Here is a 26,389-nt window from a genome sequence, read left to right on the forward strand (position 1 = left end):
ACGGTGGTCCAACAGCGGACGGGTGCGCTGCCATTTCCCGCCCAAGGGGCTTTGCCCAATCATTACCTTCGGGGATACGGTCCCGCGCCCCCGCGGAGCTCCCCCTTACCCTCGTACACATGACAGCCCGCGCAGCGACCCTCCCCCGCCCTCGGCTCCGCCCGAGTGGGAGGACCCCCGTCGTGGGAAACGTGACGCGCGGGACCACCAACCCCAACCGGCTGCGCCGCATGGACCGCTGGATCGCCGCGGCACACGGCAGCGAACTGCGGCGCGCCGGCGATCCCCTGGCCGTCGACCTCGGCTACGGCGCCGCCCCCTGGACGGCCGTGGAGCTGCTCGGACGCCTCACGACCGTCGCGCCCCGCACACGCGTCGTCGGCATCGAGATCGAGCCGGAACGGGTCGCGGCGGCGAGGGCGTACGAGCGGGAGGGGCTCACCTTCCGGCACGGCGGCTTCGAGGTCCCCGTGCCCGGGCGGCCGATGCTCATCCGGGCCGCCAACGTGCTGCGCCAGTACGACGAGACCGAGGTCGCCGCCGTCTGGGCGCGGCTGTGCGCACGGCTCGCCCCGGCGGGCGGCGGCTCGCGCGGCGGGCTGCTGGTCGAGGGGACGTGCGACGAGATCGGGCGGCGGCACGTGTGGGTGGCGCTCGGTCCGGAGGGTCCGAGGACGGTGACGTTCGCGACCCGGCTGGGCTCCCTGGAGCAGCCCTCCGACCTCGCCGAGCGGCTGCCGAAGGCTCTGATCCACCGCAACGTCCCCGGCGAGCCCGTGCACGCCTTCCTGCGGGACTTCGACCGCGCCTGGGCCGCCGCCGCGCCCTACGCCTCCTACGGCGCCCGCCAGCGCTGGCTGCGCGCGGTACGGGACCTGGCTGCCGACTGGCCGGTGACGGACCCCCCGTCGCGCTGGCGGCAGGGTGAAGTGACGGTGGCGTGGGAGGCGTTGGCGCCGCTGAGCTGATCTCACCCGTTCGGGGGTGGCGGGGCGGAACGATCCTCGTGCACCGTTCGTCACACCGGCGGGGAGATTCGTCGCGCCGCCCGCCTCTGTCGCTTTGCGGCGCGACATGGCACCATCCCCGGGGCACCGTAAGTTACTGACGGTAAATCAGCTTGGGGGCATGTGTGATGGGCTGGGGCAAGCGCAGCATCCTCTCGGCCGCCGTGACCGTGGTCTGCGCGGTGACCGTGCTGGGCGCGCCCGGCACGGCCTTCGCCGGCCCGGCGCCCACTCCGAGCGCGTCCCCGACTCCCCCGCCGGGCAAGGACCTTGAGCAGGTCCGCGAGAAGCTCGACAAGCTCTACCACGACGCGGCCGTCGCCACCGACGCCTACAACGCGGCCGAGGAGAAGGCGAAGCGGCAGTCCGCCACGATCGTCGCGCTGGCGAAGAAGATCGACCAGGGGCAGCAGCGGCTCGCCAGGCTCAGGAACCAGGCGGGCGCCGCCGCCCGCGAGCAGTACCGCACCGGCGGCATGCCGCCCACCGCCCAGTTCCTGCTCAGCGACGATCCCGGCCAGGTCCTGGACGGGGCGGGCCTGGTACTGCAGGGCCAGCGGGCCACGAAGTCCCTGATCGGCGAACTGGCCGGCACGCAGAAGCAGTTGCAGGGCTACGCCGACGACGCCGCCGAGCAGTGGAAGAAGCTGGACGCCGAGCGCACGGCCAAGGCCGCCGCCAAGAAGAGGATCCAGCAGCAGATCTCCGCCGCCGAGAAGCTCGAGTCCGAACTGGAGAAGAAGGACCGGGAACGGCTCGCCAGGCTGGAGGAGCAGGCCGCGCTGAAGGCGCAGACGAAGTGGCTCGACACCGGCATCCTCAAGAAGGTGCACGGTGCGGCGTCCGCGCAGGGCGAGAAGGCCGTCGCGTTCGCCACCGACCAGCTCGGCAAGCCGTACGTGTGGGGCGCCGAGGGCCCGGAGACCTACGACTGCTCGGGCCTGACCTCACAGGCGTGGGCGGCGGCGGGCCACCCCATCCCGCGCACCTCGCAGGAGCAGTGGAGACAGCTCAAGCACGTCGACGTCAAGGACATGCGCCCCGGCGACCTCATCATCTACTTCGACGACGCCAGCCATGTCGCGATGTACGTCGGCGACGGCGCGATCATCCACGCCCCGCGCCCCGGACGCACGGTGACGGTCGCGGGCGCCGGCTCGATGCCGATCCTGGGGGTCGTACGACCGGACGCGTGAGGCAGGTCATATGACGGCGCACACGCCTCGTGCGGACCCCGTCATGTGACCCACCGCACGCCCAACCCCCGTACGCCACCGGGTGCCGCGTGAGCTTCGTCATCCCCGCCGCCGGGTCGTCCTGTCCAACTGTCGTACGGAACGCGGCATATGACAGCGGTCTGCGCGGGAGCGACGCGGCTCACACCATTCCATCGGGGCGGGCCGAGCCGCTATGGTCACCCGTCGGTGGCCTCGAGACCCTCGGTGCCACCAATGCCCTCGGGGGGAGGGAAGGAACCCACGACGATGCCCGTACCCGTACCGCGGCAGAGAGCGATCCCGGCCGTGGAGAGTGGTCAGGCGCAGGCTGCTGCCCCGGTTGCCGGCGGCGGCCCCCTCAAGGAAGAGGCCCACCGCGACGCCACGACCGTCCACGGCACCGGCGCCACTCTCACACTGCTGCTGATCGAGGACGATCCGGCCGGCTCGCCGATCGTGCCCGAGCTGCTGGACCCGTCCGGCAAGCCGATCCGCGTCCGCACCGCCCGCAACCTCACCGAGGCCGAGCGGCTGCTCACCGACGACGTGCACTGCATCCTGCTGGACCTGGCGCTCCCGGCGCCGGGCGGCAGCGGCACCGACGACGAGCTGGCCGTGCTCCGGCACGTCCTCCGGCTCGCGCCCCGGCATGCCGTCCTCGCGCTGACCGCCTCCGGCGACGCCGAGCGCGGCGCCGAGGCCGTGCGCGTGGGCGCGCAGGACTACCTCTTCCGGGACGAGCTGGACGGCCGGCTGCTCAGCCGCGCCATCCGGTACGCGGTGGAGCGGAAACGCTCCGACACGGCCGAGCGGCGGCTGGCGGAGGGCCGGCTGCGCGCGCAGGAGAACCGCCGCCTGGAGCGCGGGCTGCTGCCCACGCCCCTGCTGGAGGGCTCCTCGCTGCGCTTCGCCGCCCGCTATCGCCCCGGCCGCTCGCGTGCGCTGCTCGGCGGCGACTTCTACGACGCCGTCCGCACACCCGACGGCACCGTGCACGCCATGATCGGCGACGTCTGCGGCCACGGCCCGGACGAGGCCGCGCTCGGCGTGGAGCTGCGCATCGCCTGGCGGGCGCTGACGCTGGCGGGCCTGTGCGGGGACGAACTGCTCGGCACCCTCCAGGAGGTGCTGGAGCACGAGCGTGCGGACGAGGAGATCTTCGCGACGCTGTGCACGGTGGACATCGCCCCTGACGGCCGCCGCGCGGGCCTGTGCCTGGCCGGCCATCCCGCCCCGCTGCTGGCCCGCCCGGGCCGGACGGCTCGTCTCCTCCCGTACGACAACAACGGCCCCGCCCTCGGCCTGCTCCCCGGCGCCCGCTGGCCGCGGATGCAGGTGGAGCTGGGCTCCGAGTGGAGCCTGATGCTCTACACCGACGGTCTGATCGAGGGCCGGGTCGGTGCGGGCGGAGAGCGGCTCGGCCAGGACGGCATGGTGGAGATGATCCGCCGGCAGCTGTCCGAGGGGCTGCGCGGGGAGAACCTGCTGCGGGCGGCGGTCAGTGAGGTGCGGGACCTCAACGGGGGCGAGCTGACGGACGACGTGGCTGTGGTGCTGCTGGATCGGGCGCCGTGATCGGGGTCGCGCCGTAGGGGCTCTTCGCCGTCGCACCCGGCGGTCAGCCGGTGGCCCTACGGCGAGACGCCCCTAGCGTCCGCCGTTGTACGGCCCGTAGGGACCGTCGCTGCTGCTGCCTCGCCCCCGGCGGCGAAATCCCCGGCCCCCGGCCTGCTGAAGCGCAGGCCTGACATCCACGAAGAAGACGATCGTGGCGACCAGGCCCGCGAGCTGCAGGAACAGCATCGGTACGAACAGGTTCACGGCGACCGCGACGCCGAGGATGATCAGCCAGAAGCCCTTGTTCTGCTTGTCCGCGGCGCGGTACGCGTCCTCGCGGAAGATCGCGGCCATCACGAACGCCACGATGGCGAGCGCCAGCATGGCGGTGAAGATCAGCCACATCGCTCCGCCGACCGCCGTCATCAGCACAATGCCCACCACCCGAGTCGAGTCGTCCGTACCCACCGTACCCGTACAACGGGCCGGACACCCCCAAGGTGCCCGGCCCGTTGTCACGCCCCGGCCCCGGTCACTTGGCCGGAGGCGTCGTCTTCTTCACGGTGGTGGACTTCCGGGGAGCCGGGGCCTTCTTCGCCGCCGGCTTCCTCTCCGCGGCGGGCCCGGCCTCGGCCTCGGCCGGCTTCGGCCCGTCCGTGGCCTCGGCCGGCTCGGACCTGCCCTCGACGGCGATCGCCAGGTCCTCGATCTCCTCGGCGGCCTCGCCGCGCCAGCTCTTCACGGCCTGCTCACCGTGCTCGGCGACCTTCTCGTAGGTCTCGCGGGCCCTGACGGCGTACTCGGCGGCGACGCCGACCCCGCGCAGCGCGAGGTCCTGGGCCTGCTCACCGAGCTTCTTCAGGTCGACGTCGAGCGTGCCGATGAACTCGTTCACCTTGGTCTGGAGGGTCTCCTGCGCCTCCTTGGCCCGGGCGGCGGCCTTCTCCTGCACGGCCTTCGGGTCGGTGTTGCGCACGGCCTCGATGCGGGCCGGGGCCTCGGCGCGCAGCTGCTCGACCAGGGCGGGCACCTTCTTGGCCTGCTGGAGGGCGAGGTCGGCGGTGCCGGCGGCGAAGTAGAGCGGAGTCGGGTCGCTGAGGGTCTTGCGCAGGTCGTCAGTGATGGCCATGGTGATGGTCCTCCCGGATTCGCGTTCGGCTGAGGTTGGTGTGGTCCGCGGTGGGGGCCGGCGCCTTGGTCCGGTTATCCGGCCGTCCGCCGCGGACCGGCATCGACGTCGCTTCCGTCGGCCGTGCGGGTGCCGCGCACGGCGGTGCCGCCGGTGTCCTCGTCCGCGTCCCCCGCCTGGTCCGCCGCGTCCTCGCCCGCGGCGGGATCGCCGATCCCGAATCCGTTCTCTTTGCGGAAGGACTCGTAGATCTGCAGCAGCACCTGCTTCTGCCGCTCGTTGAGCGAGGGGTCGGCGAGGATGACGGCGCGCGTCTCCACTTCGTCCCGGTCCCGCTCGGCGTCGAGGATCCCGGCGCGGACGTACAGCGTCTCGGCGGAGATGCGCAGAGCCTTGGCGACCTGCTGGAGCACCTCCGCGCTGGGCTTGCGCAGCCCGCGCTCGATCTGGCTCAGGTAGGGATTGGACACCCCGGCGGCGTCGGCGAGTTGCCGCAGCGACAGCTGGGCGTTCCGCCGCTGTTCGCGCAGGTACTCACCGAGGTTGCCGACGTTCAGCGATGCCATGCCCCCACCTTGCCGCACTCTCGCTAACAATTGCAAGCACCTGCTTGCAAGAGTGTGTCGCCCCGGACGGCGTCCGTAGCGTTCGCATCCCATCCAATGCAACGGGCCGAACGCTCACCGTTGCGTTAAAAACGGACCGTTGCAACAATATTCGGCTCTCTAGCTGCGGTGATACCGGCACCATGCGGCGAACGTATTGCTCAATCCATGAACGCAACGTAGCGTTTCTCATGTCGGAAACACAGCCGCAGGAGGAGAGCACGATGCAGAAGTTCGACAGCCCCGCCCCGATCTCCGCCGTCCTCGACGTCCCCGCGGGACGCGTCCAGTTCGTCGCCGCCGACCGGGCCGACACCACGGTCGAGGTGCGGCCCGCGAACGCCTCGAAGGGCCGCGACGTGAAGGCGGCCGAGCAGACCAAGGTCGAATACGCCGACGGCGTCCTGCGGATCGCGGCCCCGCCCGCGAAGAACGCGCTGCTCGGGAACTCCGGCTCCCTGGAGGTGACCGTCCAGCTGCCCGCCGGTTCCCGGGTCGAGGTGAAGGCCGCCGCCACCGAGTTCCGGTCCGTCGGACGGCTCGGCGACGTCGCCTTCGACGGCGCGGACGGCGCGATCGAGGTGGACGAGGCCGCGAACGTCCGCCTCACCGCCCTCGCCGGTGACGTCTCGGTCGGCCGCCTGGGGGGCTCCGCGGAGATCAGCACACAAAAGGGCGACATCCGGATCGCCGAGGCCGTGCGCGGCACGGTCGTGCTGCGCACCTCGACGGGCGATCTGTCGGTCGGCGCCGCCGCCGGAGTGTCCGCCTCCCTGGACGCCGGCACCCGCTACGGACGCATCCACAACGCGCTCAGGAACGCCCAGGGCGCCGCCGCCGACCTGAACATCCACGCGACCACCGACCACGGCGACATCGACGCCCGCAGCCTCTGAGGAGCCGCACGCGACGCTCCCGGGTCTGTGCCACCTTCCTGGCGCACAAGCCCGGATAACGTCGGGGCATGCGCCCGGATGGCTGGCACCTCACCGAAGACGTCGACGACTTCCTCGCCCGAGCCGGAGACTTCCTGCGCTCGCGCCCCGCTCTGCACACCATGCCGCTGACGGTGACCGAGAAACTGCGCACGCGGGGGACGGCCGCACACGGCACCCGAGGCCAAGCCCCCGTGTTCGGCCGGCTGGAGCGCGCGGGCGAGGTCGGCGCCACCTTCTACCGCCTCCCGTCCCGCGGCCTGAGCGTCACCTCTCTCACTCCCGAGCAGGCCGATGCCCTCGCCGCCCACCTGGTCGCCCTGGGACACTCCCTTCCCTACGTCAGCGCGGACCACGGCACCGCCACCGCTTTCGCCGAGGCCTGGCAGCGGCACACAGGCGCGACACCGACGCTCCGCGTCCGGCTCCAGCTGTACCGCCTCGGCACGCTCACCCCGCCGGAGCCGGCCCCGGCGGGCCGGGGCCGGCTCGTGGGCGAGCAGGACCATGACCACCTCGTGCGCTGGTGCCGTGAGTTCGCCGCGGACGTCGGGGAGGCCGTCTCCGTCGACGCCGCTTCCTGGGCCGGCACACGCTTCGCCGAGAAGCGCTACACCTTCTGGGAGACCCCGGACGGCACGCCCGTCTCCATGGCGGGCGTGAACCCGATGGTCGCCGGCCAGGTCCGGGTGGACCCCGTCCACACCCCGGCCCACCTGCGCGGTCGCGGCTACGCGGGCGCCGTGACCGCCGAGGTGAGCCGGGCCGCGCTGGCCGCGGGCGCCACGGAGGTGGTGCTGTTCACCAACGCGGCCAACCCCACCAGCAACGCCCTCTACCAGCGCATCGGATACGTCCCGGTCACCGACTTCGCCGTGTACGACTTCTGATGCCTACCGGGCGAGCCGGATCGGTTCGTTCAGGCGGGTCAGCTTGTGGGGGTTGCGGACGACGTGGATACGGGTGATCCGGCCGTCCTCCACCGTGAGGCACACCGCGCTCGGTTCGCCGTCGAACTCGATGCGGCCGGCCGGTGTTCCGTTGAGCCACACGGCCGTCGCCTCCAGCGTGTCCACCACCCGGTGGGCGCGCGCGAGCACCTCCGCGACCTGGCCGGCCCCGTGGAACGGAACCAGCGCGGCGGCCACCACTCCGCCCCCGTCGGTGACCATGACCACGTCCGGGGCCATGACCGCCAGCAGGTCCTGAAGCTGCCCGGTGCGCAGCGCGGCCAGGAAGCGTTCCACCACGGCCTGCTGCTCCGAGCGGCTCACCCGCACGCGCGGGCGCCGGGCCGCCACGTGCTCGCGGGCACGCCGCGCGATCTGCCGTACCGTGGCGGCCGTCTTACCGACGGCCTCGGCGATGTCGCCGTAGCTCAGCTCGAAGACCTCGCGGAGTACGAACACCGCCCGCTCGGTCGGCCCGAGCGTCTCCAGTACGGTCAGCATCGCGACCGAGACGCTCTCCGCGAGTTCGACGTCCTCGGCGACATCGGGGCTGGTCAGCAGCGGTTCCGGCAGCCACTCACCGACGTACTCCTCGCGGCTGCGGGCGAGGGTGCGCAGCCGGTTGAGCGCCTGCCGGGTGACGATCCGGACCAGGTACGCCCGCGGGTCGCGCACCTGCGCGTGGTCGGCGCCGGCCCACCGCAGCCAGGACTCCTGCAGCACGTCCTCCGCGTCGGCCGCCGAGCCGAGCATCTCGTAGGCGACCGTGAAGAGCAGGCTGCGGTGGGCGACGAACGGATCCTGTGTCATGCCGCCGGTGCCGGCCCGGACGTCGCGGTCCGTGCGGCCAGGGGGATCTCGCAGGCGTCGGAGAAGCCCTGCGACTTCACCCCGAGCGCCGTGTTGTTCCTGGTCGCGAAGTTGGCGAAGGCGATCGACGCGGTGATCTCGACCAACGCCGCCGGTCCGAGCCGGTCCAGCAGGCGCGCGGACAGGTCGTCCGAGACGGTCGGCGGCGTGGCCGTCATGGCCTCGGCGTACTCCATCACGTCCCGCTCCAGCGGGGTGAAGACGTCCGATTCCCGCCAGCGCGGTACCTGACTCGCCTTGGTCAGGTCCAGGTTCTTGTTCTGTGCCTGGAAGTAGTTGACGTCGAGGCACCAGCTGCAGCCGACCTGCGCGGCGACGGCCATGTGCACGAACGACTTCAGGCTCTCGTCCGCCGCGTTCCACCCGCTCATCCTGACCCCCATCTCCTGGCCCGCCTGGGCGACGGCGGGGTTGTGCCAGGTGGCCTCGAGGGGTTCGGGCACGGCACCCAACTGCTCGATCAGGCTTTCCCTGGTCTCGGGGTCGATCTCGGCCTTCGGGACGCGGAGCGTCATGGTGTCCTCCTCGTGTGCTTACCGGTTCGACATGAAGACACCGCCGAGGGCGCGCATGTGACATCCCTGCGTCGTCAGTCGGTGACGAGGTCCTCCGGAGCCGACCGGGCGAGGCCCGCGAGGGTGCCGAGCGCCTGGGTGAGGACGTCCGGCCGGGCCGTGGCCAGGCCCAGCCGGACGGCGTTCGGCGCGTGGTGGTCGCCGACGGTGAACGCGGCCGCGGGGACCACCCCGATGCCGTGCCGTGCGGCGGCGGCGACGAACGTGTCCGCGCGCCACGGGCGCGGCAGCTGCCACCAGCAGTGGTAGGAGCGCGGATCGCTCCGCACGGCGAGACCGGCCAGCTGCCGGGCCGCGATCCGCTGCCGTACCGCCGCCTCCCGCTGTTTGGCCCGCACCAGCTTGCGCACGGTGCCGTCCTGCTGCCAGCGGTGAGCGGCCTCCAGGGCGAAGCGCATGGGGACCCCGCCGCCCGAGCGCAGACCGGCGGCGATCTCGCTCGCCAGGGTGGGCGGAGCCACCGCGAAGCCGAGGGTCAGACCGGGTGCGATGCGCTTGGACAGGCTGTCGACCAGGACGGTCCGTTCGGGGGCACGGGCGGCGAGCGGCGGCAGTTCGTCGCGCAGGAACGCCCAGACGGCATCCTCGACGGCGGGCAGCGCGAGCCTGTCCAGGACCTCCGCCAGCTCTGCGACCCGCTCCTCGGGCATCGACAGCGACAGCGGGTTGTGCACCCTCGGCTGCACGTACACGGCGTGCAGCCCGAGCGCGGCGTGTGCCTCGGCCACGGCCTGCGGGACCAGTCCGTCCCGGTCCATGGCCAGCGGTACGAGGGTGATGCCGAGCCGCGCGGCCACGGCCTTGACGACGGGGTACGTCAGCTCCTCCACACCGAGGCGACCGCCGGGCGGCACCAGGGCGGTGACGACGGCCGAGAGGGCCTGGCGTCCGTTGCCCGCGAACAGGATCCGCGCGGGGTCGGGGCGCCAGCCGCCGCGGGCCAGGAGATCGGCGGCGGACTCCCGCACGGCCGGCAGGCCGGCCGCGCCGACCGGCCCGAGGACGTGGCCGAGCGCGTCGGGGCGCAGCAGAGCGCCGAGCCCGTCGGCGAGCAGGGCGCTCAGCTCGGGGACGGCCGGGTAGTTGAGCCCCAGGTCGACGCGGGCGGACGCCGGTTCGGTGAGCGCGAGGCCGGAGCCGCCCGAGTCCGCGGACGCCGCGCGCACGAACGTGCCGCGGCCCACCTCGCCCACCGTCAGGCCGCGGCGGGCCAGTTCCCGGTACACGCGCGTGGCGGTGGAGTTGGCGATGCCGCGCTGCCGCGCGAAGGTGCGTTGCGGGGGCAGGCGGTCGCCCGGCCGCAGGGCGCCGGACCTGATCTCCCCGGCCACGGCGTCGGCGACGCTCCGGTAGTCCTGCACGGCCCTGCTCCCCTCGTCGCCCGAGCCCATCCCACCACAGGATTGCACCGAGCGCAATGTTTTGATTGCACTGAACTATTGCCCCGCCGTACGCTCCTGGCATTGCACCGCGTCCGGCACCGCGTCCGGCACCGCGTCCGGCACTCGACGAGGGGGTTTTCATGGTGGAACCGAGCGGGATCCTCGGTGTGTCGGTGGTGGCACTCGGCATGGTGCTCACCCCCGGCCCGAACATGATCTATCTCGTCTCCCGGAGCATCACCCAGGGCCGGCGCGCCGGGATGATCTCCCTCGGCGGTGTGGCGCTGGGCTTCATGGTGTACCTGCTCGCCGCGAACCTCGGCCTGTCGGTCGTCTTCCTCGCGGTGCCCGAACTGTACGTCGCCGTGAAGCTGGCCGGCGCCGCCTACCTCGCCCACCTCGCCTGGAACGCGCTGAAGCCGGGCGGCATCTCCGTCTTCGACCCGCAGGACGTGCCGCACGACTCGCCGCGCAGGCTGTTCACCATGGGCCTGATGACGAACCTGCTCAATCCGAAGATCGCCATCATGTACGTGTCCCTCATCCCCCAGTTCATCGACCTGGACAAGGGCCATGTCCTGCTCCAGGGGCTGATCCTCGGCTCGTTCCAGATCGTGGTCAGCATCGCGGTCAACACGGCCATCGTGCTCGCCGCCGGCACGATCGCCGTCTTCCTCTCCCACCGCCCCTCCTGGCTGAAGGCGCAGCGCTACATGATGGGTACGGTCCTCGGCGCTCTGGCCGTCTCCCTGGCCGTCGACACCTCGGGCCCGGCGTAGCCGGCCAAGGCCGTCAGGAGTCGTCAGGAGGGGTCAGGAGCGGTCAGGAATCGAGAAGCGCCGGCCGGTGCACCCCCGCTAGCGTGGCCGCCATGGACCTCACCGCCCCGCACGCCGCCGACAGCCACGACCTGATCCGGGTGCACGGCGCCCGCGAGAACAACCTCAAGGACGTCAGCGTCGAGCTCCCCAAGCGCCGGCTGACGGTGTTCACCGGCGTGTCCGGCTCGGGCAAGAGCTCGCTGGTGTTCGACACGATCGCCGCCGAGTCACAGCGGCTGATCAACGAGACGTACAGCGCGTTCGTGCAGGGCTTCATGCCCACGCTGGCGCGGCCCGAGGTCGACGTGCTCGACGGGATCACGACCGCGATCATCGTGGACCAGCAGCGGATGGGCGCCGACCCCCGCTCCACCGTCGGCACCGCCACCGACGCCAACGCCGTGCTGCGCATCCTGTTCAGCCGGCTCGGCAGGCCGTACATCGGCTCGCCCAAGGCGTTCTCCTTCAACGTGGCCTCGGTCAGCGGCGCCGGTGCGGTCACCGTGGAGCGCGGCGGGCAGCAGGTGAAGGAGCGGCGCAGTTTCAGCGTCACCGGCGGCATGTGTCCGCGCTGCGAGGGCCGGGGCACGGTCTCCGACCTCGACCTCACCCAGCTCTTCGACGACTCCCTGTCCCTCAACGAGGGCGCGCTGACCGTCCCCGGCTACAAGTCCGGCGGCTGGAACCACCGCCTCTACACGGAGTCCGGCCTGTACGACCCCGACAAGCCGATCCGGCAGTTCACCAAGCGGGAGCTGCACGCCTTCCTGTACAAGGAACCGACCCGGATGAAGATCGCGGGCATCAACATGACCTACGAGGGTCTGATCCCGCGCATCCAGAAGTCGATGCTCGCCAAGGACAAGGAGGGCATGCAGCCGCACATCCGGGCGTTCGTGGACCGTGCGGTCACCTTCACCACCTGCCCGGAGTGCGCGGGCACCCGGCTCACCGAGGCGGCCCGGTCCTCGAAGATCGCGGGTGTCAGCATCGCCGACGCGTGCGCTATGCAGATCAGCGACCTGGCCGAGTGGGTACGGTCCCTGGCCGAGCCGTCGGTGGCGCCGCTGCTCGACTCGCTGCGGCACACCCTCGACTCGTTCGTGGAGATCGGCCTCGGCTATCTCTCGCTCGACCGGCCGGCGGGCACGCTGTCGGGCGGTGAGGCCCAGCGCGTGAAGATGATCCGCCACCTCGGCTCCTCGCTCACCGACGTCACGTACGTCTTCGACGAACCGACCATCGGACTGCACCCGCACGACATCCAGCGGATGAACGAGCTGCTGCTGCGGCTGCGCGACAAGGGCAACACCGTGCTGGTCGTGGAGCACAAGCCGGAGGCCATCGCGATCGCCGACCACGTCGTCGACCTCGGTCCCGGCGCGGGCACGGCGGGCGGCACCGTGTGCTTCGAGGGCACCGTCGAGGGGCTGCGGGCCAGCGGCACGCTCACCGGCCGCCACCTGGACGACCGGGCCGCCGTCAAGGACACGGTGCGCAAGCCGGCCGGTGCCCTGGAGATCCGGGGCGCGACGACGCACAACCTGCAAGGCGTCGACGTCGACATCCCGCTGGGCGTGCTGTGCGTCGTCACCGGGGTCGCCGGCTCCGGCAAGAGTTCACTGGTGCACGGGTCGATCCCGGCCGGCGAGGGTGTGGTGTCGATCGACCAGACGCCGATCCGCGGGTCGCGCCGCAGCAACCCGGCGACGTACACCGGGCTGCTGGAGCCGATCCGCAAGGCGTTCGCCAAGGCCAACGGCGTGAAACCGGCGCTGTTCAGCGCCAACTCCGAGGGTGCCTGCCCCGCCTGCAACGGCGCCGGGGTCGTCTACACCGACCTGGCGATGATGGCCGGTGTCGCCACGACCTGTGAGGAGTGCGAGGGCAAGCGGTTCCAGGCCTCGGTGCTGGAGTACACCTTCGGCGGGCGCGACATCGCGGAGGTGCTGGCGATGCCGGTGGCCGAGGCGGAGGAGTTCTTCGGCGCGGGCGAGGGGCACCTCCCGGCGGCCCACCGGATCCTCGACCGCATGTCCGACGTCGGCCTCGGCTACCTCACCCTCGGCCAGCCGCTCACCACCCTGTCCGGCGGCGAACGCCAGCGCCTGAAGCTGGCCACGCACATGGCCGACAAGGGCGGGATCTACGTCCTGGACGAGCCGACGACAGGCCTCCACCTGGCGGATGTGGAACAGCTCCTCTCCCTCCTGGACCGCCTGGTCGACTCCGGCAAGTCGGTGATCGTCGTGGAACACCACCAGGCGGTCATGGCCCACGCCGACTGGATCATCGACCTCGGCCCCGGCGCCGGCCACGACGGCGGCCGCGTCGTCTTCGAGGGCACCCCGGCCGAGCTGGTCGCCGCGCGGCCCACGCTGACCGGCGAGCACCTGGCCGAGTACGTGGGGTGTGAGGGCGCGGTTCGGCGCCGTTGAGCCGAGTGCCGTCTCCCGAGTGCGGGTGCGTCGTGGCTGATCGCGCAGTTCCCCTCGCCTCTGGGGAGGTGCAGCCGGCGTCACCTTCCGGGCTACCCCGCGAGCACCGCCTCGCACGTCGACCAGGCCGGTGCGCTCAGCAGGGGGCGGACGCGGGTGAAGAGGCCGAGGAGGGCCGGCCCCCACCGGCTGCGGAAGGCGGGGTCCAGGCGGGCGAGGTCGAGTTCGTTGGCGGCGGTCAGCTCGGCGAAGTCCCGGCGCTGGCCGGCCCCGGGGACGTGGGCGCGGCCGGTGAACCGGTCCTGGAAGACCCCGTCGTCCTCGGCGAGCGCCGGATAGGTGGCCTTGCGGTCGCAGGAGCCGTACAGGTACACGAGTGCCTCGGCCTCGGCACCGATGACGGCCGCCAGTCCGGCGCGGCGCCCGGGCGGCAGCAGGGCGTCGGGAAAGCCGTCGGTTCCGTAGCAGGCGTGGCACAGGCCCGCGAGCCGGAGAGCCGGGCGGGCGCCCCACCGCGCCAGTTGCCGTTCGACGCGCTGGAGATGCGCGAGGAGGGTGCCGCCCGGATGCGCGAGCTCGGCGGCTCCCAGGCCGCGCAGGAACGCGAGCGCGGTGGTCGGGGAATCCGGCACGGGCCCCCTCCGTCCGTCGGTCCGCGGGACGTCGCCCTGCCGATCATCCGGCGGCCGGTGCGGGCCGGTCAATCCTCGGTTCTCCTCCGCCGGCCCGAGCTTTCGCTTCACCCCGGTCATGGACCGCGCGCTCCGTACAGCCGGTGCGCGCCCCGCTCCCCCGCTTCCGCCACGCACCCATGGGGCGAGCCTACGCAGCGCCGCCCGGACGGGTCGGCCAGGCCAGGGTGCGGGCGAGGTACGGGTCGGTCCGGCGCCGGGACGACAGGCCCAGGGAGGCGATGGCCGCCGCCAGGGTCATCGCGTACGACTCCACCGCGCGGCGCACGTTGGGGGCGTCCAGGCTCGTCCCGGTGACCAGGCGGTCGAGGTCGACGTAGGCGGAGCGGACGATCTCGATCCACCGGTACACCCGCCAGTCCTGCTGCCAGTTCCGGGTGAACCGGGCGGGCAGCAGGCTCTCCCAGCGGCGGAACATGCGGTCGCGGATCTCCGGCCGGGTCGGCGTGAGGTGCATGTGCCGGACCAGCTCGTACAGCGGGTCGCCGACCAGGGCCAGTTCCCAGTCGATGAGGGTCAGCGCCAGGTCGTCGTCGCGGCGCACCAGGTTCCAGGGGTTGAGGTCGCCGTGCAGCAGGGCGGGGGCGCGGTCGGTGACCTGGTGCCGGGCGAGGATCTCGCGCAGCCGGGGCGCGTCGGGCAGGCCGAGGAAGCGGGCCAGCCGCTGGGACTGGCGGGGCAGCCCGGCCACCAGCGCGACCAGCTGGTCGCTGAGCCAGCCGTAGAAGCCGGGCCGGCCGGCCACCGGGTCGACCGTGGCGTAGTCGATCCCGGCCAGCGCGGCCAGCTGGTCGACCAGGCGGTCCGCCTCGTGCGGGCGCAGCCCGTGCACCGGGTGCTCGGGTCTGCGGCCGAGGTCGCGGCCGGCCTCGTAGGTGTGGACGGCGAACCGGTCCCCGGCGTAGCGGTGGGCGGGATCGGTGGCGTGGCTCTCGCCGAGCGCCAGCACCCGGGGCGCGGCCACCAACGCCCCGGACCGCTCGATCGCCGCGAGGACGGCGTGCTCGCTGAGGAAGCTGCGCTCGCGCCGCAGCACGACGGTCGCCTCCCGCCGGACGACGACGGGGAAGGGCGCGCCGGGGACCTGGATCACCGTGTTGAGGTGCGCGGCGCCCTTGAACACCCGCTCGGCCGGGGCCGCGCCCTCCAGGAACAGCGCGTCGCCGACCGCGCGGTGCCCGAACGCGGGGTGCTCGGGCACCCGCCGGTCCGGGGTCCAGGCGATGCCCCGGCGGGCGCGACCCGCCGCGCCGGGCCGCCGGGCACCGGCCGAGACCCCCCGCCGGAAGAGGATCCGCTCGATCTCCGGCTGCTCCGGCACCCGGCCCAGCCGCAGCGGCTCGGTGGCGCGGCGCAGGGCCGCGTGCACGGCGGCGGTCGCCTCGTCCAGGCGCCGCCGGCCGCAGGAGTCCTCCAGGGAGCGCGCGGCGCGGATCACGTCCGCGTAGAGAGACTGCGCGTGCTCGAAGGCGACGTAGTGGCGCAGGTCCTTGTGCAGTCCGGCGGTCGCGGCGGGCCGCACCCGGCGTACCGCCCGCTCCCAGGCGCCGGTGGCCTCGGGCCACTGGTGGTCGGGGTAGCGCATCCGCACGAGGTGGACGGCGAGGTCGTGCAAGGGGTCGCCGTAGCCCGCCAGTTCCCAGTCCAGGCAGTGCAGCGGCGCGTCACCGGCGGCCGGCACCACCAGGTTGCCGCGGTGCAGATCGCCGTGGAGCAGGCCGTACGGCCGCCGGGTCATCGCCGGCACCCGGTCGGCGAACCGCAGCAGGGCGTCCTCGGGCACGCCGAGGGCCGTGAACAGGCCGCCGTAGCGGCTCCAGTTGGGCCGGCGGATCTGCCGGTCGGCCTGGTGGGCGAGGGCGCGCAGGAAGGCCTGGGAGTCGGTGTGGTTGGCCGGCCAGGACGACGGCAGCGGCGGCAGGGCCGCGCCGCGCACCTGCGCGATGGCCGCGAGCAGCTCCGCCAGCTCGGTCAGCAGGGGCCCGGCGACCGGTTTGCCGGGGCCGCACAGCTCGGCCAGCGGGGTGCCCTCGGCATGGCTGTGGAGGGCGAAGCCGTCCCCGTCCAGCAGGCATTCCGGCACCTGCGGCAGTACGGCCCGCACCGCCCGCAGGATCTCCGGCTCGCTCGGCCAGGTACGGATCACCACCGGCGGCACGTCCGGTCGCGCCACCCGTACGGTCACCAGGGTGCCCGGCTCCCGGCCGAGCAACCGGGCCAGCGGCTCGGTCAGCGGCAGCACGTGGTTGTCGTGGTGGAAGCCGGGGCCCCTCGGCCGGGTGGCGAACGCGCGGGCCAGGAACGCCCGGACGACGTCCGCTGGAATTCTGCCGGCGTGCCCCCCGGCCGCGGCACGGGGAACAGGCGGTGCGCCCACTGGCCGCTCCGGGGTCGATCGCGCGAAAAGGAAGGGTCGGGCCCAGTCGAGCAGCCGGGCGGGTGGTCCGCCACTCGTCTGTGCCAGGCCGAGGGCCGGCTCGTTGCCGTTCCTCCCGCACGGTTACGCACGCGTCCGAGCGGTGACCCGGACGTGTCGGCATGCTAGCCGACCGGACGGCCGCTCCGGAGCAACCTCAGCAGGGGCTGGAGCGACCGTACGACGTGCCGGGCGCCGGCTGCGCGCAGCAGTCTCTCCTTCACCTCGTTACGCGCGTAGCCGAGGAAGGGCACGCCCGCGGCACGGGCCGCGGCGAGGTCCGACGGGGCGTCGCCGATCATCAGGGCGGCCGAGGGCGCGGCGCCCATCGCGTTCAGGGCGCGGTTGAGGCACTGCGGATGCGGTTTGAGATGGTGCAGCTGCTCGGTACGGCCGTACAGGTGCGGGCTGAAGCAGCCGGTGAGGCCGCGGGTCTCCAGGTAGGTGCGGGCAGCCCGCGGCGAGTTGTTGGTGGTGACGGCCAGCCGGGCGCCGACGGCCGTCCAGGTGCGGATCAGCGGGTCGGCGTAGGCGGTGGGCAGCGCGGAGGCCGCGGCCTTCAGCTCCTCCTGGGTGAGCCGCTCCTCCAGCCCGGCGACCAGGTCGCTGCCGGGGCGTCTGCGGCCCACCGCGCGCAGCACGACCTGCGGGTCCAGCGTGTCCCGTTCGCTGTCGGTGAGCAGACCGTGCAGGCCCTGCCGTGCCAGCCACTCCACCAGGTCCGCGGCCACCCGTTCCGCCTTGTGCCCGGCGAAGAGGCGGCAGATCGGCCCGTCGAAGTCCCACAGCACGAACCGGGCCGGTGTGATCAGTTCCCGAAGCTTCTCGATCTCACTCGCATCAGAAGTCACTAGGAGAGTGTCAGGTCCGTCGTGATGGTTTCCCAGAGGGCGTCGAACCACTTCTGCGATTGCTCCACGAACGCCGCGTCCCGCTGCCCGGCCCGCTGCTCGAAGGAGAACAGCAGCGACTCGGAGCCGAGGGTGTCGTACATCTCCAGCATCCCGCGCTCGGTGGGCTCCTCGCGGCGCGTGATCATGTAGTGCGCGAAGAGCGCCTCCTCCCCGTTGAGCAGGTAGAGCTTGACCGGAGGGGTGAACGGCAGCGCCCGGAAGGTGACATGGACGTCGATGTCGTGGGTGCCGCGCAGCGCCTGGAGGTTGTACTGGAGCACCTGGCCCTGGGCGTTGCGCATCGCCAGCCAGCGCTGGTGGACGGCCTCGTCCTCCTCGCTCCCGGCGTCGACGGAGACCGGGAAGGCGAGGTTGATGTCGCGGGACGGCAGCAGGATGCGGGCGTCGATCCGCTCGGGGTGCAGCCGGCCCTCGTGGATCAGGCGCAGCGGCTCTCCGAGCGCCGGGATCAGGCTCTGCGCGGTCAGGCAGACGGCGTCGATGCGCACGTGCGGTGCCGAGAACGCCTGGGTCAGCCGGGGCGCGAGCGCCACCATCGTCGGCTGGGGCTCCTCCCGCTGCCACGCGGACTGCGGCTCGGCGACCCGGGGCGGGCTGCCCTTGCTGACGCCGGCGAGCAGTCCGTCCCCCTGGAGCACCCGCAGCGCCTGACGTACGGCACCCCGCTCGACCCCGAACTCCCCGGCCAGTTCGGCCTGGGTCGGCAGCCGCTCGCCGGGCCGCAGTACGCCGGTGCGGATGCGCGCACGCAGGGTGTCGGCGATCTCCTGAGGCGTGAGTTTTCTGCTGCCGTTCGCTGCCATATGCTCCTGGGTCACGGCCAAACGCTACAACTCTGATCCATCTACCGGGAGTTGGCTGCCAACGATTCCAAGTTGGCCGGTGGCGCGGCCGGGCTAGGGACCGAGGACCAGCTCCGAACTGATCGTCCCCCACAGCGCGTCGAACCACAGCCGCGACTGCTCCACGAACGCGGCGTCCCGCTGCCCGGCACGCCGCTCGAACCCGAACAGCATCGAGCGCGTGCCGTCGGCGTCGTACAGCTCCAGGTGCGCGTGCTCGATCTCCCGTTCGCGCCGTTTGAGCGTGTAGTACGCGAACAGCGCCTCCGAGCCGTTGAGCAGGTACAGCTTGACCGGCGGGGTGAACGGCAGGGCGCGGAAGCAGACCCGCACGTCGATGCCGTGCGTGGCGTACAGGGCCAGCAGGTTCTGCCGCAGCACCAGGCCCTGGGCGTTGCGCTGGGCCAGCCAGCGGCGGTGCAGCAGACCCTGGTCGTCGGCGGCCACGGGCACCGGGAAGGCGAGGTCGATGTCACGGCTGGGCAGCAGCACCCGGACGTCGATCTTGGCCGGTTTGAGCCGTCTGGCATGGATCTGCCGGAGCGGCTCCCCGACGGCCATCGTGAGCGAGACGGCGGTCAGGCACAGTGCGTCGATGCGCACGTGCGGCACGGCGAAGGCCTCAGCGATGCGGGGGGCGAGGCCCACCATGGTGGGCTGCGGCGGCGCCGCCTCTCCGGCCGGCGGGCACGCCGGCCCCGGCACCGCCGCCACCCTGGCCGGGCTGCCCTTGGAAACGTTGGTCAGCAGCCGCTCCGACTGCAGAATGCGCAACGCCTGCCGCACGGCGCCCCGTTCGACACCGAACTCGTCGGCCAGCGCGGCCTGGGTGGGCATGCGCTGACCCGCCCGCAGCACCCCGGACCTGATCCGGGTGCGCAGTTCGTCGGCGATGTCACGGGACGCGTGAGGCCGGTGTGACCTCGTCCGTCCATTGGCGGAGACGTGCTCCGGGTCCACGAACAAACACTACAACTTCCCGCCAAGTTGCGGCAGTTCGCCGACGGCTGGTTATGAGTCGCTTCCCAACGGAGATAAGTACAGTGGAGTTGGCTGCCAACTCGCATGACATGGTCAAGCTTCCCAGTGGTTGGCCGCCGGGCTCCCTTCCGGAGGGGAGCCGGGAGTCCGGACAGGGGACGGCCACCGAAGCGCACAGTCACAACTGAACACGACTTCGCACAGCCACAACTGAAGACCGCAGCACAGCCACAACTGAACAGCTCGCTACGGATGAACGGTCAGCGTCACCGGGAGAGAGGAGCGGTCAGAAGATGTCCGGGCACCACGGCCGCCCGGACGAGCGGAACAGGGCGTCGGCCTTCCGGGCGACGCCCTCTCGTTCTTCCTGGACCCGGCCGAGCGCGGCCAGCCGCACCAGGGACTCGCCCCCGAGCCAGAGCGAGGCCAACTCACCCACGTCCAGCGTCAGATCGGCGCTCTCGGTGCTCGTCGGGGTGCAGGACGCCCCCTCGGGCGAGACCTCCAGCCGGAACCGGCCCCCGGCGAGACCGCCGCCGTCCACGACCTCCAGTACGACCGTGCCCGCCCCCTCGTACGTCCGTGCCTCCAGAGCGCGTACGACGTCCAGGATCCGCACCCAGAGCCAGTCCGCGTGCGAGGTGATCCGGGCCGCGCGCGGGTCGGGGAGATAGCGCGGGAGCAGGTCGTCGGGGCCTCGGTAGCCGCACCTGACCCTCGTGATCCAGTCGATCGAGCACAGGAAGTGCCACAGGGCGCGCTCGGCCGCCGTCGTGGTGGCGATGAGCCCCAGCACACTGGCGGTCTGATCCGGCTGCTTGCCGGTCCAGGTCTCGTCGGACTTGTACGCCACCAGCCCCTCGACCTCGCCATGGGCCGAGCGGTAGACGGCGTAGAAGGGCTCGGTCCAGTCGTCGTGGAAGCGGACCGCCCCGGTGTTCACCTGCCACCACAGCTCGTCGCGGCTGACCGCGCCGGGCTGGAGGCGACGGAACCGCTCGAACAGCTCGGGGCCGAGCTTGCGCACGTCCTCACCGTCCACCAGATCGATCCGGCCTCCGTCGCCCGGGCCCGACCAGCGCGGGTCGAGGCCCGCCCGGGGCACCTCGACGGTCCACTCGTTCGACCAGGTGGCCGGGCCGAAGCCGTAGCGGCCGTAGATCGGGTACTCGGCGGCGATCAGGGTGGCGACGACGTCACCGCGCTCCTTCGCCGCGGCCAGGTCCTGCGCCATCATGCGGCTCAGCAGGCCGCGGCGGCGGTGGGTGGCGCTCACACTGACGTTGGTGATGGCGTCCGCGGGCACGGACGCGCCGCCGACCGCGGTCAGTTCCTGGGCGAAGGACCGGAAGGTGGCCACACAGCGGCCGTCGTCGAAGGCCCCGAGGAGCCGGCCCGGCACGAACTGCGCCCTCCGGGCCTCGATCTGCTCAGGTGTCAGGACGGGCGGGCGCAGGAACCCGACGGCATGCGCGTGCAACCAGTCCTCGAACTCGGCCTCGGTGAGGATGCGGACGTCGCTCATAGAGCCACGGTAGGCGGCGCCCCGGAGCCTGTCGCCCGTATTTCGCCGCCCCCACCGTGCCCATCGTCCCCCACCGTGGCGCACCATCCCCCGCCGTCCTCCTGTCGACTCAGAGCAGCAGGTCGTCCACCTGGGCCTCGCCCACGCGGTAGCGGCGGGCGATCTCCGCGCTGCAGTCGTCGGCCGTGCGCTGCAGGTGCTGGCGGCGGCGGGAGACCTCCTGCTCGTAGCGGACCAGGCGGCCCATCGCGGTGGCCAGCTCCACGTCCGTACGCGCCTGAAGATCGCTCAGCTCGACCTCGGCGAGCATCTCGGCGGCCAGTTGCCGGTACTCCTCGTTGTGCGGGGTGCCGAGCGTGACATGGCGGGCCGAGGAACGGTGCCGGGCCGGGGCGTCCTTGAGGATCTCCGGAAGCCGGTCGACCATGGAGCCGTCCGCCGGCGCCGGCACGGACGCCCGGCCGCGCCGGCACAGCTCGGCACGCAGGATGTCGATCCGGCCCTGCAGCAGCCGCCGCACATAACTGAGGTCCGCCTCGTCGCGCTGGGCGTCGCGGCGCAGGGTGCGCAGCTCGGGCAGACTCAGCCGGGCCAGATCGGGCCCGGGAGGCTCGGCGGGCAGGGCCGGCGCCACGGACAGCGCCGGATCCACGGACAGCGCCGGATCCACGGACAGGACGGGGTCCACGGACAGGACGGGGTCCACGGACAGGACGGGGTCCACGGACAGGACGGGGTCCACGGGCAGGGGCGGATCCGCCGGAGCGTCGGCGCGCTGGGCGGGCGGCCGGTACGTCCCCTGCACCCCCTGCGCCCCGTGTGCCCCCGGTGTTTCCAGCCGCCCGCTGGTGCTCGGTGTGCTCATGTGCGTGTGACCGTCCCCTCGACCGGCGTGTGGGAGCATCGTGCCACCCCAACTGGCCGCTATGTGACCGAGTGCTCCCGAACAGCCCCAGATGGGGGGTAAGGGATCTATATTGGACCCCCTATGACCATGTGCCGGGCACCCGGCATGATGGTCCGCATGCGTGCGGTGGTGCAGAGAGTGGACGGCGCGAGCGTCGTCGTGGACGGCGAGACGGTCGGCGCGATCGAGGGCGAGGGGCTGTGCGTCCTCGTCGGGGTGACCCACGAGGACACCAAGGAGAAGGCGGCGCAGCTGGCCCGCAAACTCTGGTCGATCCGCATGCTGCAGGACGAGCGGTCATGCAGCGACATCGACGCCCCGCTGCTGGTCGTCAGCCAGTTCACCCTCTACGGCGACGCCCGCAAGGGCCGCCGGCCCACCTGGAACGCGGCGGCCCCGGGTGACGTGGCCGAGCCGCTGGTGGACGAGGTCGTGGCTCAGCTGCGGGCCTTGGGGGCGACGGTGGCCACGGGCCGCTTCGGCGCCCGGATGCGGGTGTCTCTGACGAACGACGGGCCGTTCACGGTGCTGCTGGAGATCTAGGCGCGGGGCAGCCCGCGACGGCGGGTCGCGCACCGGAAGGGGCGCGGGGAACTGCGCGACCAGCCCACCCGCACCCGCACGACTACGGCTGAACCACGACCTCCTGCGCCGCCGCGGTCTCTCCGGCCAGGAGCCTCGCATCGACCGGCACATTGCGCTTCACCAGTGCCAGCGCCACCGGCCCCAGCTCATGGTGCCGTACGGACGTCGTCACGAAACCGATCTTCCGGCCCTCCGGCCCCTCGTCCGCGACGCGGATCTCCGTGCCCGCCACCGGCAGGTGGACGTCGCTGCCGTCCAGGTGCAGGAAGACCAGGCGGCGCGGCGGCTTGCCCAGGTTCTGGACGCGGGCGACCGTCTCCTGTCCCCGGTAGCAGCCCTTCTGCAGATGCACGGCCGTGCCGATCCAGCCCAGCTCGTGCGGAATGGTCCGGTGGTCGGTCTCGAAGCCGAGCCGCGGCTGGTGGTGCTCGACGCGCAGCGCCTCGTGGGCGAGGAGCCCGGCGGCCGGGCCGTGCGTGGCCGCGAAGGACTCCAGGTCGGCACGCGGCAGGAACAGATCACGGCCGTACGCCGTCTCCCGTACGACGACACCGTCCGGCACCTCGCCGATGGACCCGGCGGGCAGGTGCACCACGGCGTAGTCACCCGTTCGGTCGGCGACCTCCACCCGGTAGAAGAACTTCATCGACTCCAGGTAGGCGATCAGCGCGTCCTGCGTACCCGGCTCCACGTGCGCCCAGACGGTCGTACCGTCGTCCACCAGGTACAGCGCGTGCTCGATGTGCCCGTGTGCGGACAGGATCAGCGCCTCGGTCGCCTCACCGGCCGGCAGCTCGCTGACGTGCTGGGTGAGCAGGAGGTGCAGCCAGCTCAACCGGTCGTCGCCACTGACGGTGACGACGCCCCGATGGGACAGGTCGACGAATCCGGTGCCGTCGGCGAGGGCGCGCTGTTCGCGGAACAGGTCGCCGTAGTGGGCGGCGACACCTTCGTCCACACCCTCGGCGGGGACGGCGCCGGGCAGGGACAGCAGGGGACTCTTCATGGGGTCAGCCTACGACGTGGTAGTTGAACTCTTCAGGGAACAGTCCTTGCACCGGCCGAAGATCGCGAAGTGCTTCATGTCGGTGTCGAACCCGAACTGTGCACGCAGCTTCGCCGTGAACTCCGCGGCGATGCCGACGTCGGCCTCGATCACGTTCTCGCAGTCCCGGCACACCAGGTGCAGATGGTGGTGGCGGTCGGCGAGATGGTAGGTCGGCGCACCGTGCCCGAGGTGGGCGTGGCTGACCAGACCCAGTTCCTCCAGCAGCTCCAGGGTCCGGTAGACCGTGGAAATGTTGACCCCCGACGCCGTCTTCCTCACCTCGCTGAGGATGTCGTCGGGGGTCGCGTGCTCAAGGGTGTCCACGGCTTCGAGGACAAGCTGCCGCTGCGGCGTCAGCCGGTAGCCGCGCTGCCTGAGGTCGCTCTTCCAGTCGGTGCTCACCACACCGAAGAGTCTAGGACCACTTGGTACCGGGGCTACTGGAGCGGGCCTACTTGAAGAAGGCGATCCCGTCGTCCGGCATGTCGTCCGGCAGGGCCTTGGCCCAGCGCTCGACGTCCTCCGGGGTGACGACCTTCTTCAGGTGCGCCGACATGTAGGGGCGCAGCTCGACCTCGGGGGTCTGCTTCTCGCCGACCCACATCAGGTCGCTCTTGACGTAGCCGTAGAGCCGCTTGCCACCGCTGTACGGCTGCGAGGCGGCCGTGCGGGCGACGGCGTCCGTGACCAGGTCGATCTGCGGCTTCTTGTCGGCCATCTCGCCGTACCAGATCTCGATGACACCGTCGTCGCGGGTCATCGTCACCTCGACCTTGCGGCCGGCGTCGATCCGCCAGAAGCCGTGCTCCGACTCCAGCGGACGGACCTTGTTGCCGTCGTTGTCCAGCACCCAGGTGTGGGATTGGTACTCCAGGAAGTCCCGGCCGTCGTGGGTGAAGCTGACCTCCTGGCCGAAGTTGCACTTCTCGGAGCCGGGGAAGTCGTGCACGCCCGCACCGGCCCAGTTGCCGAGCAGGAAGGCGAGCGGGACGAGGTCCTTGTGCAGGTCGGACGGGATCTCGATCATGAGGGGCGTTTCCTAGGTGGGGGTCAGCGCTGGCCCTGGTACAGCTTCTTCACGGTCAGACCGGCGAAGGCGAGCACGCCGACGCAGACCAGGACCAGCAGGGTTTCGAAGAAGATCTCCACGGGTGCTCCTTGAGCGAGGGTGGGCATACGACAGAGCCGGGGCCCAGCTTACGCGGCCGGGGTCGGGCTCTCTTGAGGAGGTGGGCCGACCAGGGCCCCGGCCCCATTCGGCCCGCCTGGCTCGCCCCGGGATCGGTCGGCACCGAACCTTGATCCAGGTTCAACCTGAAATCGGAGGCCAGAACATGCTCAAGGTGCTGCGGAGGATGGCGACGGGTGTGGCTGCCGGCCTGTTGCTGACGGTCACGCCGACTACCGCCCACGCCCAGGACACCGGCTCCCTGGAACACGCCCCCGCTCCCAGCGCCGAAGATCCCGCGGCCCTGTCAGACGTCACAGACCTGGTGGGCACCCCGCTGAACGCAGGACTCTTCGGCTGAGCCCTGGTCACGTGACGACAGCAGGATGAGGCACAGCGTCCCGATCACCATCGCACCCTGGCCAGCGGGAGGCAGCAGTCGCGCCTACTTTTCCCCACGGGGCATATGCGGGGCAGGGACGGGCCAGGACTCGTTCGCCGGGTCGTCCAGCCACACGCGTTGTCCGTACGCGTCGACCGTGAGGCCGAAGCGGGTCACGCTGGGGGACCCCCGCTCCTTCCACCACCAGTAGGCGTCGGTCACCTCGTCCCAGAGGCGTCGGTGTCCTGACTGCCAGACGCACGCGCGCCGCTCGCCGTCCCGGAACATCACGCACGCCCACGACTCGTCCGTCAAGCTGTAGAACCACACAGGCCGAGCGCCGTCGCGCTTTTCTGCCACGGCCTGACGGCACTGGAACACCCGCAGGCCGAGCACGAACGGCAGATCTGTGAACTGGCCCGTCACGAAATCCTCGTCAGTGAGGGGTGTCGTGGTCCGCTCCGCGTCCTCCAGGGGGCCCGCCGACAGATAGTCGGCGTGGCTGACGGCCGGGCCCCTTTGCGCGCGGAGCTTCATGAACTCCACGCACCGGGTGAAGGGCCCCACGGCCACCTCACCCTCGGCCTCCAAGCGGACCACGGCGTCCGCGTTGCCGTAAGGGGTACCCCATGGCGCGAGGATCACGCCGCCAGGCCGGGTCTGCCGGATCCACGCTGCTGGTACCTGGCGGATGCCGACGGTGGCCAGGATCCGGTCGTACGGAGCCGCCGCGGGGCAGCCCTCGAACCCGTCCCCCACGACCACTTCCGGATACAAGCCGTGCCTGCACAGTCGGTCACGGGCCAGCGCGGACACGGCCCGGTCCACTTCGACGGTGGTCACGTTGCGGGGCCCGAGCCGGTGGGTCAGCACGCCGGCCGTTTCGCCGGTGCCCGTTCCCACGTCCAGCACCCGCATGTCGTCTTCCACCGCCAGGTCCTGGAGCAGGGCGTAGACCACGGACGGCATGGACGAGGAACTGGTGGAAAGCTCGCCCGGACCGGCCCCCACGTGTGCACCGTCATCCCACTGCGTGACGATGGGCACGTTGCTGTCCGCCGCCGCGTACCAGGCATCCGGGTCCTCGCACCTGTCGACGGGGACGCTCGCACGGGTCGTCATGTCGTAGGGCCACATCAGATCCGGGAGGAACGCGGCCCGGTCGACGGCCGCGAACGTCGGCGCCCAGTCCGAGGACAACGCGCCTGATTCCATGAGGACCCGCCCCAGCTCTTTTCGGCCGGGGCGGTCCACGCGCAGCACGTCGGGTGTCACTTGCGGTGCTTCCCGTCGCCTTCCGGGCTGCCGCCGTCGGGGCTCGGGGGCTCCTGGGGCGGGTTCCACGGCTGGCCGGGAAGGTTGTCGTCGTCCCCGTGGGCGTGCGGCTCGATGGGTACGTTCATCGCCTGGGCTCCCTCCGTAGTCGCCATGACGACAACGCTA

At 71.9% G+C, this 26,389-nt stretch carries 27 protein-coding genes; 9 read left to right on the top strand and 18 right to left on the bottom strand.

The window, feature by feature from the left end:
- Positions 1 to 182: 182 nt before the first annotated feature.
- The 3 genes from ACZ7GZ_RS25375 to ACZ7GZ_RS25385 all read left to right on the top strand — a co-directional run bounded on the left by ACZ7GZ_RS25375 (position 183) and on the right by ACZ7GZ_RS25385 (position 3,799).
- Positions 183 to 968, top strand: coding sequence for a class I SAM-dependent methyltransferase (locus tag ACZ7GZ_RS25375; RefSeq protein WP_471027599.1), 786 nt, complete (start codon positions 183 to 185; stop codon positions 966 to 968).
- A gap of 167 nt (positions 969 to 1,135) precedes the next feature.
- Entirely contained in the window at positions 1,136 to 2,203 is a 1,068-nt protein-coding gene (locus ACZ7GZ_RS25380) for a C40 family peptidase (protein WP_471027699.1), read from the top strand.
- Between the two features lie 288 nt (positions 2,204 to 2,491).
- Positions 2,492 to 3,799, top strand: coding sequence for a PP2C family protein-serine/threonine phosphatase (locus ACZ7GZ_RS25385; protein ID WP_471027601.1), 1,308 nt, complete (start codon positions 2,492 to 2,494; stop codon positions 3,797 to 3,799).
- A 72-nt stretch (positions 3,800 to 3,871) separates the two neighbouring features.
- Here ACZ7GZ_RS25385 and ACZ7GZ_RS25390 read toward each other — a convergent pair whose 3' ends face one another.
- The 3 genes from ACZ7GZ_RS25390 to ACZ7GZ_RS25400 form a co-directional block, all read right to left on the bottom strand.
- Positions 3,872 to 4,186 carry a DUF2516 family protein gene (locus ACZ7GZ_RS25390; RefSeq protein ID WP_471027700.1) on the bottom strand — a complete coding sequence of 105 codons (315 nt, stop codon included), beginning with the start codon at positions 4,184 to 4,186 and terminating at the stop codon, positions 3,872 to 3,874.
- A gap of 127 nt (positions 4,187 to 4,313) precedes the next feature.
- Complete coding sequence (locus tag ACZ7GZ_RS25395) at positions 4,314 to 4,910, bottom strand: hypothetical protein (protein WP_471027603.1); 597 nt, start codon at positions 4,908 to 4,910, stop codon at positions 4,314 to 4,316.
- A gap of 74 nt (positions 4,911 to 4,984) precedes the next feature.
- On the bottom strand, positions 4,985 to 5,476 hold the full coding sequence (locus tag ACZ7GZ_RS25400; protein WP_471027605.1) for a helix-turn-helix domain-containing protein: 492 nt from the start codon (positions 5,474 to 5,476) through the stop codon (positions 4,985 to 4,987).
- 263 nt (positions 5,477 to 5,739) lie between these two features.
- Here ACZ7GZ_RS25400 and ACZ7GZ_RS25405 point away from each other — a divergent pair, with 263 nt between their 5' ends.
- Both ACZ7GZ_RS25405 and ACZ7GZ_RS25410 read left to right on the top strand, forming a co-directional pair.
- Complete coding sequence (locus ACZ7GZ_RS25405) at positions 5,740 to 6,411, top strand: DUF4097 family beta strand repeat-containing protein (RefSeq protein ID WP_471027606.1); 672 nt, start codon at positions 5,740 to 5,742, stop codon at positions 6,409 to 6,411.
- Positions 6,412 to 6,479: 68 nt separating this feature from the next.
- Positions 6,480 to 7,340 carry a GNAT family N-acetyltransferase gene (locus ACZ7GZ_RS25410; RefSeq protein ID WP_471027607.1) on the top strand — a complete coding sequence of 287 codons (861 nt, stop codon included), beginning with the start codon at positions 6,480 to 6,482 and terminating at the stop codon, positions 7,338 to 7,340.
- A gap of 3 nt (positions 7,341 to 7,343) precedes the next feature.
- On the opposite strand, the gene ACZ7GZ_RS25415 is transcribed toward ACZ7GZ_RS25410, so the two are convergent.
- From ACZ7GZ_RS25415 to ACZ7GZ_RS25425, 3 genes are all read right to left on the bottom strand, one after another.
- Complete coding sequence (locus ACZ7GZ_RS25415; RefSeq protein WP_471027608.1) at positions 7,344 to 8,210, bottom strand: RNA polymerase sigma-70 factor; 867 nt, start codon at positions 8,208 to 8,210, stop codon at positions 7,344 to 7,346.
- Positions 8,207 to 8,785: a carboxymuconolactone decarboxylase family protein gene (locus ACZ7GZ_RS25420; protein ID WP_471027609.1), complete on the bottom strand. Its 579-nt coding sequence runs from the start codon at positions 8,783 to 8,785 to the stop codon at positions 8,207 to 8,209. Before ACZ7GZ_RS25420 ends, ACZ7GZ_RS25415 begins: the two co-directional genes overlap by 4 nt.
- 74 nt (positions 8,786 to 8,859) lie before the next feature.
- Positions 8,860 to 10,206 (bottom strand): aminotransferase-like domain-containing protein, encoded by a 1,347-nt coding sequence (locus tag ACZ7GZ_RS25425; RefSeq protein WP_471027611.1) that lies wholly within the window; start codon positions 10,204 to 10,206, stop codon positions 8,860 to 8,862.
- Between the two features lie 161 nt (positions 10,207 to 10,367).
- Between ACZ7GZ_RS25425 and ACZ7GZ_RS25430 the strand changes: the two genes are divergently transcribed.
- Both ACZ7GZ_RS25430 and ACZ7GZ_RS25435 read left to right on the top strand, forming a co-directional pair.
- On the top strand, positions 10,368 to 11,006 hold the full coding sequence (locus tag ACZ7GZ_RS25430) for a LysE family translocator (protein ID WP_471027612.1): 639 nt from the start codon (positions 10,368 to 10,370) through the stop codon (positions 11,004 to 11,006).
- A gap of 92 nt (positions 11,007 to 11,098) precedes the next feature.
- The gene (locus ACZ7GZ_RS25435) at positions 11,099 to 13,486 is read left to right on the top strand and encodes an ATP-binding cassette domain-containing protein (protein WP_471027613.1); all 2,388 of its coding nucleotides are present in this window, start codon (positions 11,099 to 11,101) and stop codon (positions 13,484 to 13,486) included.
- Positions 13,487 to 13,578: 92 nt separating this feature from the next.
- On the opposite strand, the gene ACZ7GZ_RS25440 is transcribed toward ACZ7GZ_RS25435, so the two are convergent.
- The 7 genes from ACZ7GZ_RS25440 to ACZ7GZ_RS25470 form a co-directional block, all read right to left on the bottom strand.
- Positions 13,579 to 14,118 (bottom strand): DUF6817 domain-containing protein, encoded by a 540-nt coding sequence (locus ACZ7GZ_RS25440; RefSeq protein ID WP_471027614.1) that lies wholly within the window; start codon positions 14,116 to 14,118, stop codon positions 13,579 to 13,581.
- Between the two features lie 190 nt (positions 14,119 to 14,308).
- A complete protein-coding gene (locus ACZ7GZ_RS25445; protein ID WP_471027616.1) occupies positions 14,309 to 16,555 on the bottom strand; it encodes a phosphotransferase in 2,247 nt (748 codons plus the stop codon).
- A 164-nt stretch (positions 16,556 to 16,719) separates the two neighbouring features.
- Complete coding sequence (locus ACZ7GZ_RS25450; RefSeq protein WP_471027617.1) at positions 16,720 to 17,445, bottom strand: HAD family hydrolase; 726 nt, start codon at positions 17,443 to 17,445, stop codon at positions 16,720 to 16,722.
- Positions 17,445 to 18,332, bottom strand: a complete 888-nt coding sequence (locus ACZ7GZ_RS25455; protein WP_471027618.1) for a winged helix-turn-helix domain-containing protein — start codon at positions 18,330 to 18,332, stop codon at positions 17,445 to 17,447. Before ACZ7GZ_RS25455 ends, ACZ7GZ_RS25450 begins: the two co-directional genes overlap by 1 nt.
- A 72-nt stretch (positions 18,333 to 18,404) precedes the next feature.
- Positions 18,405 to 19,316, bottom strand: coding sequence for a winged helix-turn-helix domain-containing protein (locus tag ACZ7GZ_RS25460; RefSeq protein ID WP_471027620.1), 912 nt, complete (start codon positions 19,314 to 19,316; stop codon positions 18,405 to 18,407).
- 301 nt (positions 19,317 to 19,617) lie between these two features.
- Positions 19,618 to 20,856, bottom strand: a complete 1,239-nt coding sequence (locus tag ACZ7GZ_RS25465) for a GNAT family N-acetyltransferase (protein ID WP_471027621.1) — start codon at positions 20,854 to 20,856, stop codon at positions 19,618 to 19,620.
- Positions 20,857 to 20,965: 109 nt separating this feature from the next.
- Positions 20,966 to 21,721 carry an RsiG family protein gene (locus tag ACZ7GZ_RS25470; RefSeq protein WP_471027622.1) on the bottom strand — a complete coding sequence of 252 codons (756 nt, stop codon included), beginning with the start codon at positions 21,719 to 21,721 and terminating at the stop codon, positions 20,966 to 20,968.
- Positions 21,722 to 21,880: 159 nt separating this feature from the next.
- Between ACZ7GZ_RS25470 and dtd the strand changes: the two genes are divergently transcribed.
- Entirely contained in the window at positions 21,881 to 22,306 is a 426-nt protein-coding gene (gene dtd, locus ACZ7GZ_RS25475; RefSeq protein WP_471027623.1) for a D-aminoacyl-tRNA deacylase, read from the top strand.
- Positions 22,307 to 22,388: 82 nt separating this feature from the next.
- Here the strand turns inward: dtd and ygfZ are convergent, their stop codons facing one another.
- Genes ygfZ through ACZ7GZ_RS25490 form a run of 3 tightly spaced genes read right to left on the bottom strand, consistent with a single transcriptional unit; the run spans position 22,389 to position 24,423 of the window.
- The gene (ygfZ, locus tag ACZ7GZ_RS25480) at positions 22,389 to 23,354 is read right to left on the bottom strand and encodes a CAF17-like 4Fe-4S cluster assembly/insertion protein YgfZ (protein ID WP_471027624.1); all 966 of its coding nucleotides are present in this window, start codon (positions 23,352 to 23,354) and stop codon (positions 22,389 to 22,391) included.
- A 9-nt stretch (positions 23,355 to 23,363) separates the two neighbouring features.
- Positions 23,364 to 23,801, bottom strand: a complete 438-nt coding sequence (locus ACZ7GZ_RS25485; RefSeq protein ID WP_471027626.1) for a Fur family transcriptional regulator — start codon at positions 23,799 to 23,801, stop codon at positions 23,364 to 23,366.
- Positions 23,802 to 23,847: 46 nt separating this feature from the next.
- Positions 23,848 to 24,423: a heme-binding beta-barrel domain-containing protein gene (locus ACZ7GZ_RS25490; protein WP_471027628.1), complete on the bottom strand. Its 576-nt coding sequence runs from the start codon at positions 24,421 to 24,423 to the stop codon at positions 23,848 to 23,850.
- A 307-nt stretch (positions 24,424 to 24,730) separates the two neighbouring features.
- Between ACZ7GZ_RS25490 and ACZ7GZ_RS25495 the strand changes: the two genes are divergently transcribed.
- Positions 24,731 to 24,925 (top strand): hypothetical protein, encoded by a 195-nt coding sequence (locus tag ACZ7GZ_RS25495; protein WP_471027629.1) that lies wholly within the window; start codon positions 24,731 to 24,733, stop codon positions 24,923 to 24,925.
- 84 nt (positions 24,926 to 25,009) lie between these two features.
- Here ACZ7GZ_RS25495 and ACZ7GZ_RS25500 read toward each other — a convergent pair whose 3' ends face one another.
- Positions 25,010 to 26,221 carry a methyltransferase domain-containing protein gene (locus tag ACZ7GZ_RS25500; protein WP_471027631.1) on the bottom strand — a complete coding sequence of 404 codons (1,212 nt, stop codon included), beginning with the start codon at positions 26,219 to 26,221 and terminating at the stop codon, positions 25,010 to 25,012.
- On the bottom strand, positions 26,218 to 26,376 hold the full coding sequence (locus ACZ7GZ_RS25505) for a hypothetical protein (RefSeq protein WP_471027632.1): 159 nt from the start codon (positions 26,374 to 26,376) through the stop codon (positions 26,218 to 26,220). The genes ACZ7GZ_RS25500 and ACZ7GZ_RS25505 overlap by 4 nt, the downstream gene beginning before the upstream one ends.
- Positions 26,377 to 26,389: the final 13 nt, after the last annotated feature.

The sequence above is a fragment of the Streptomyces sp. NPDC037288 genome (assembly GCF_055603265.1).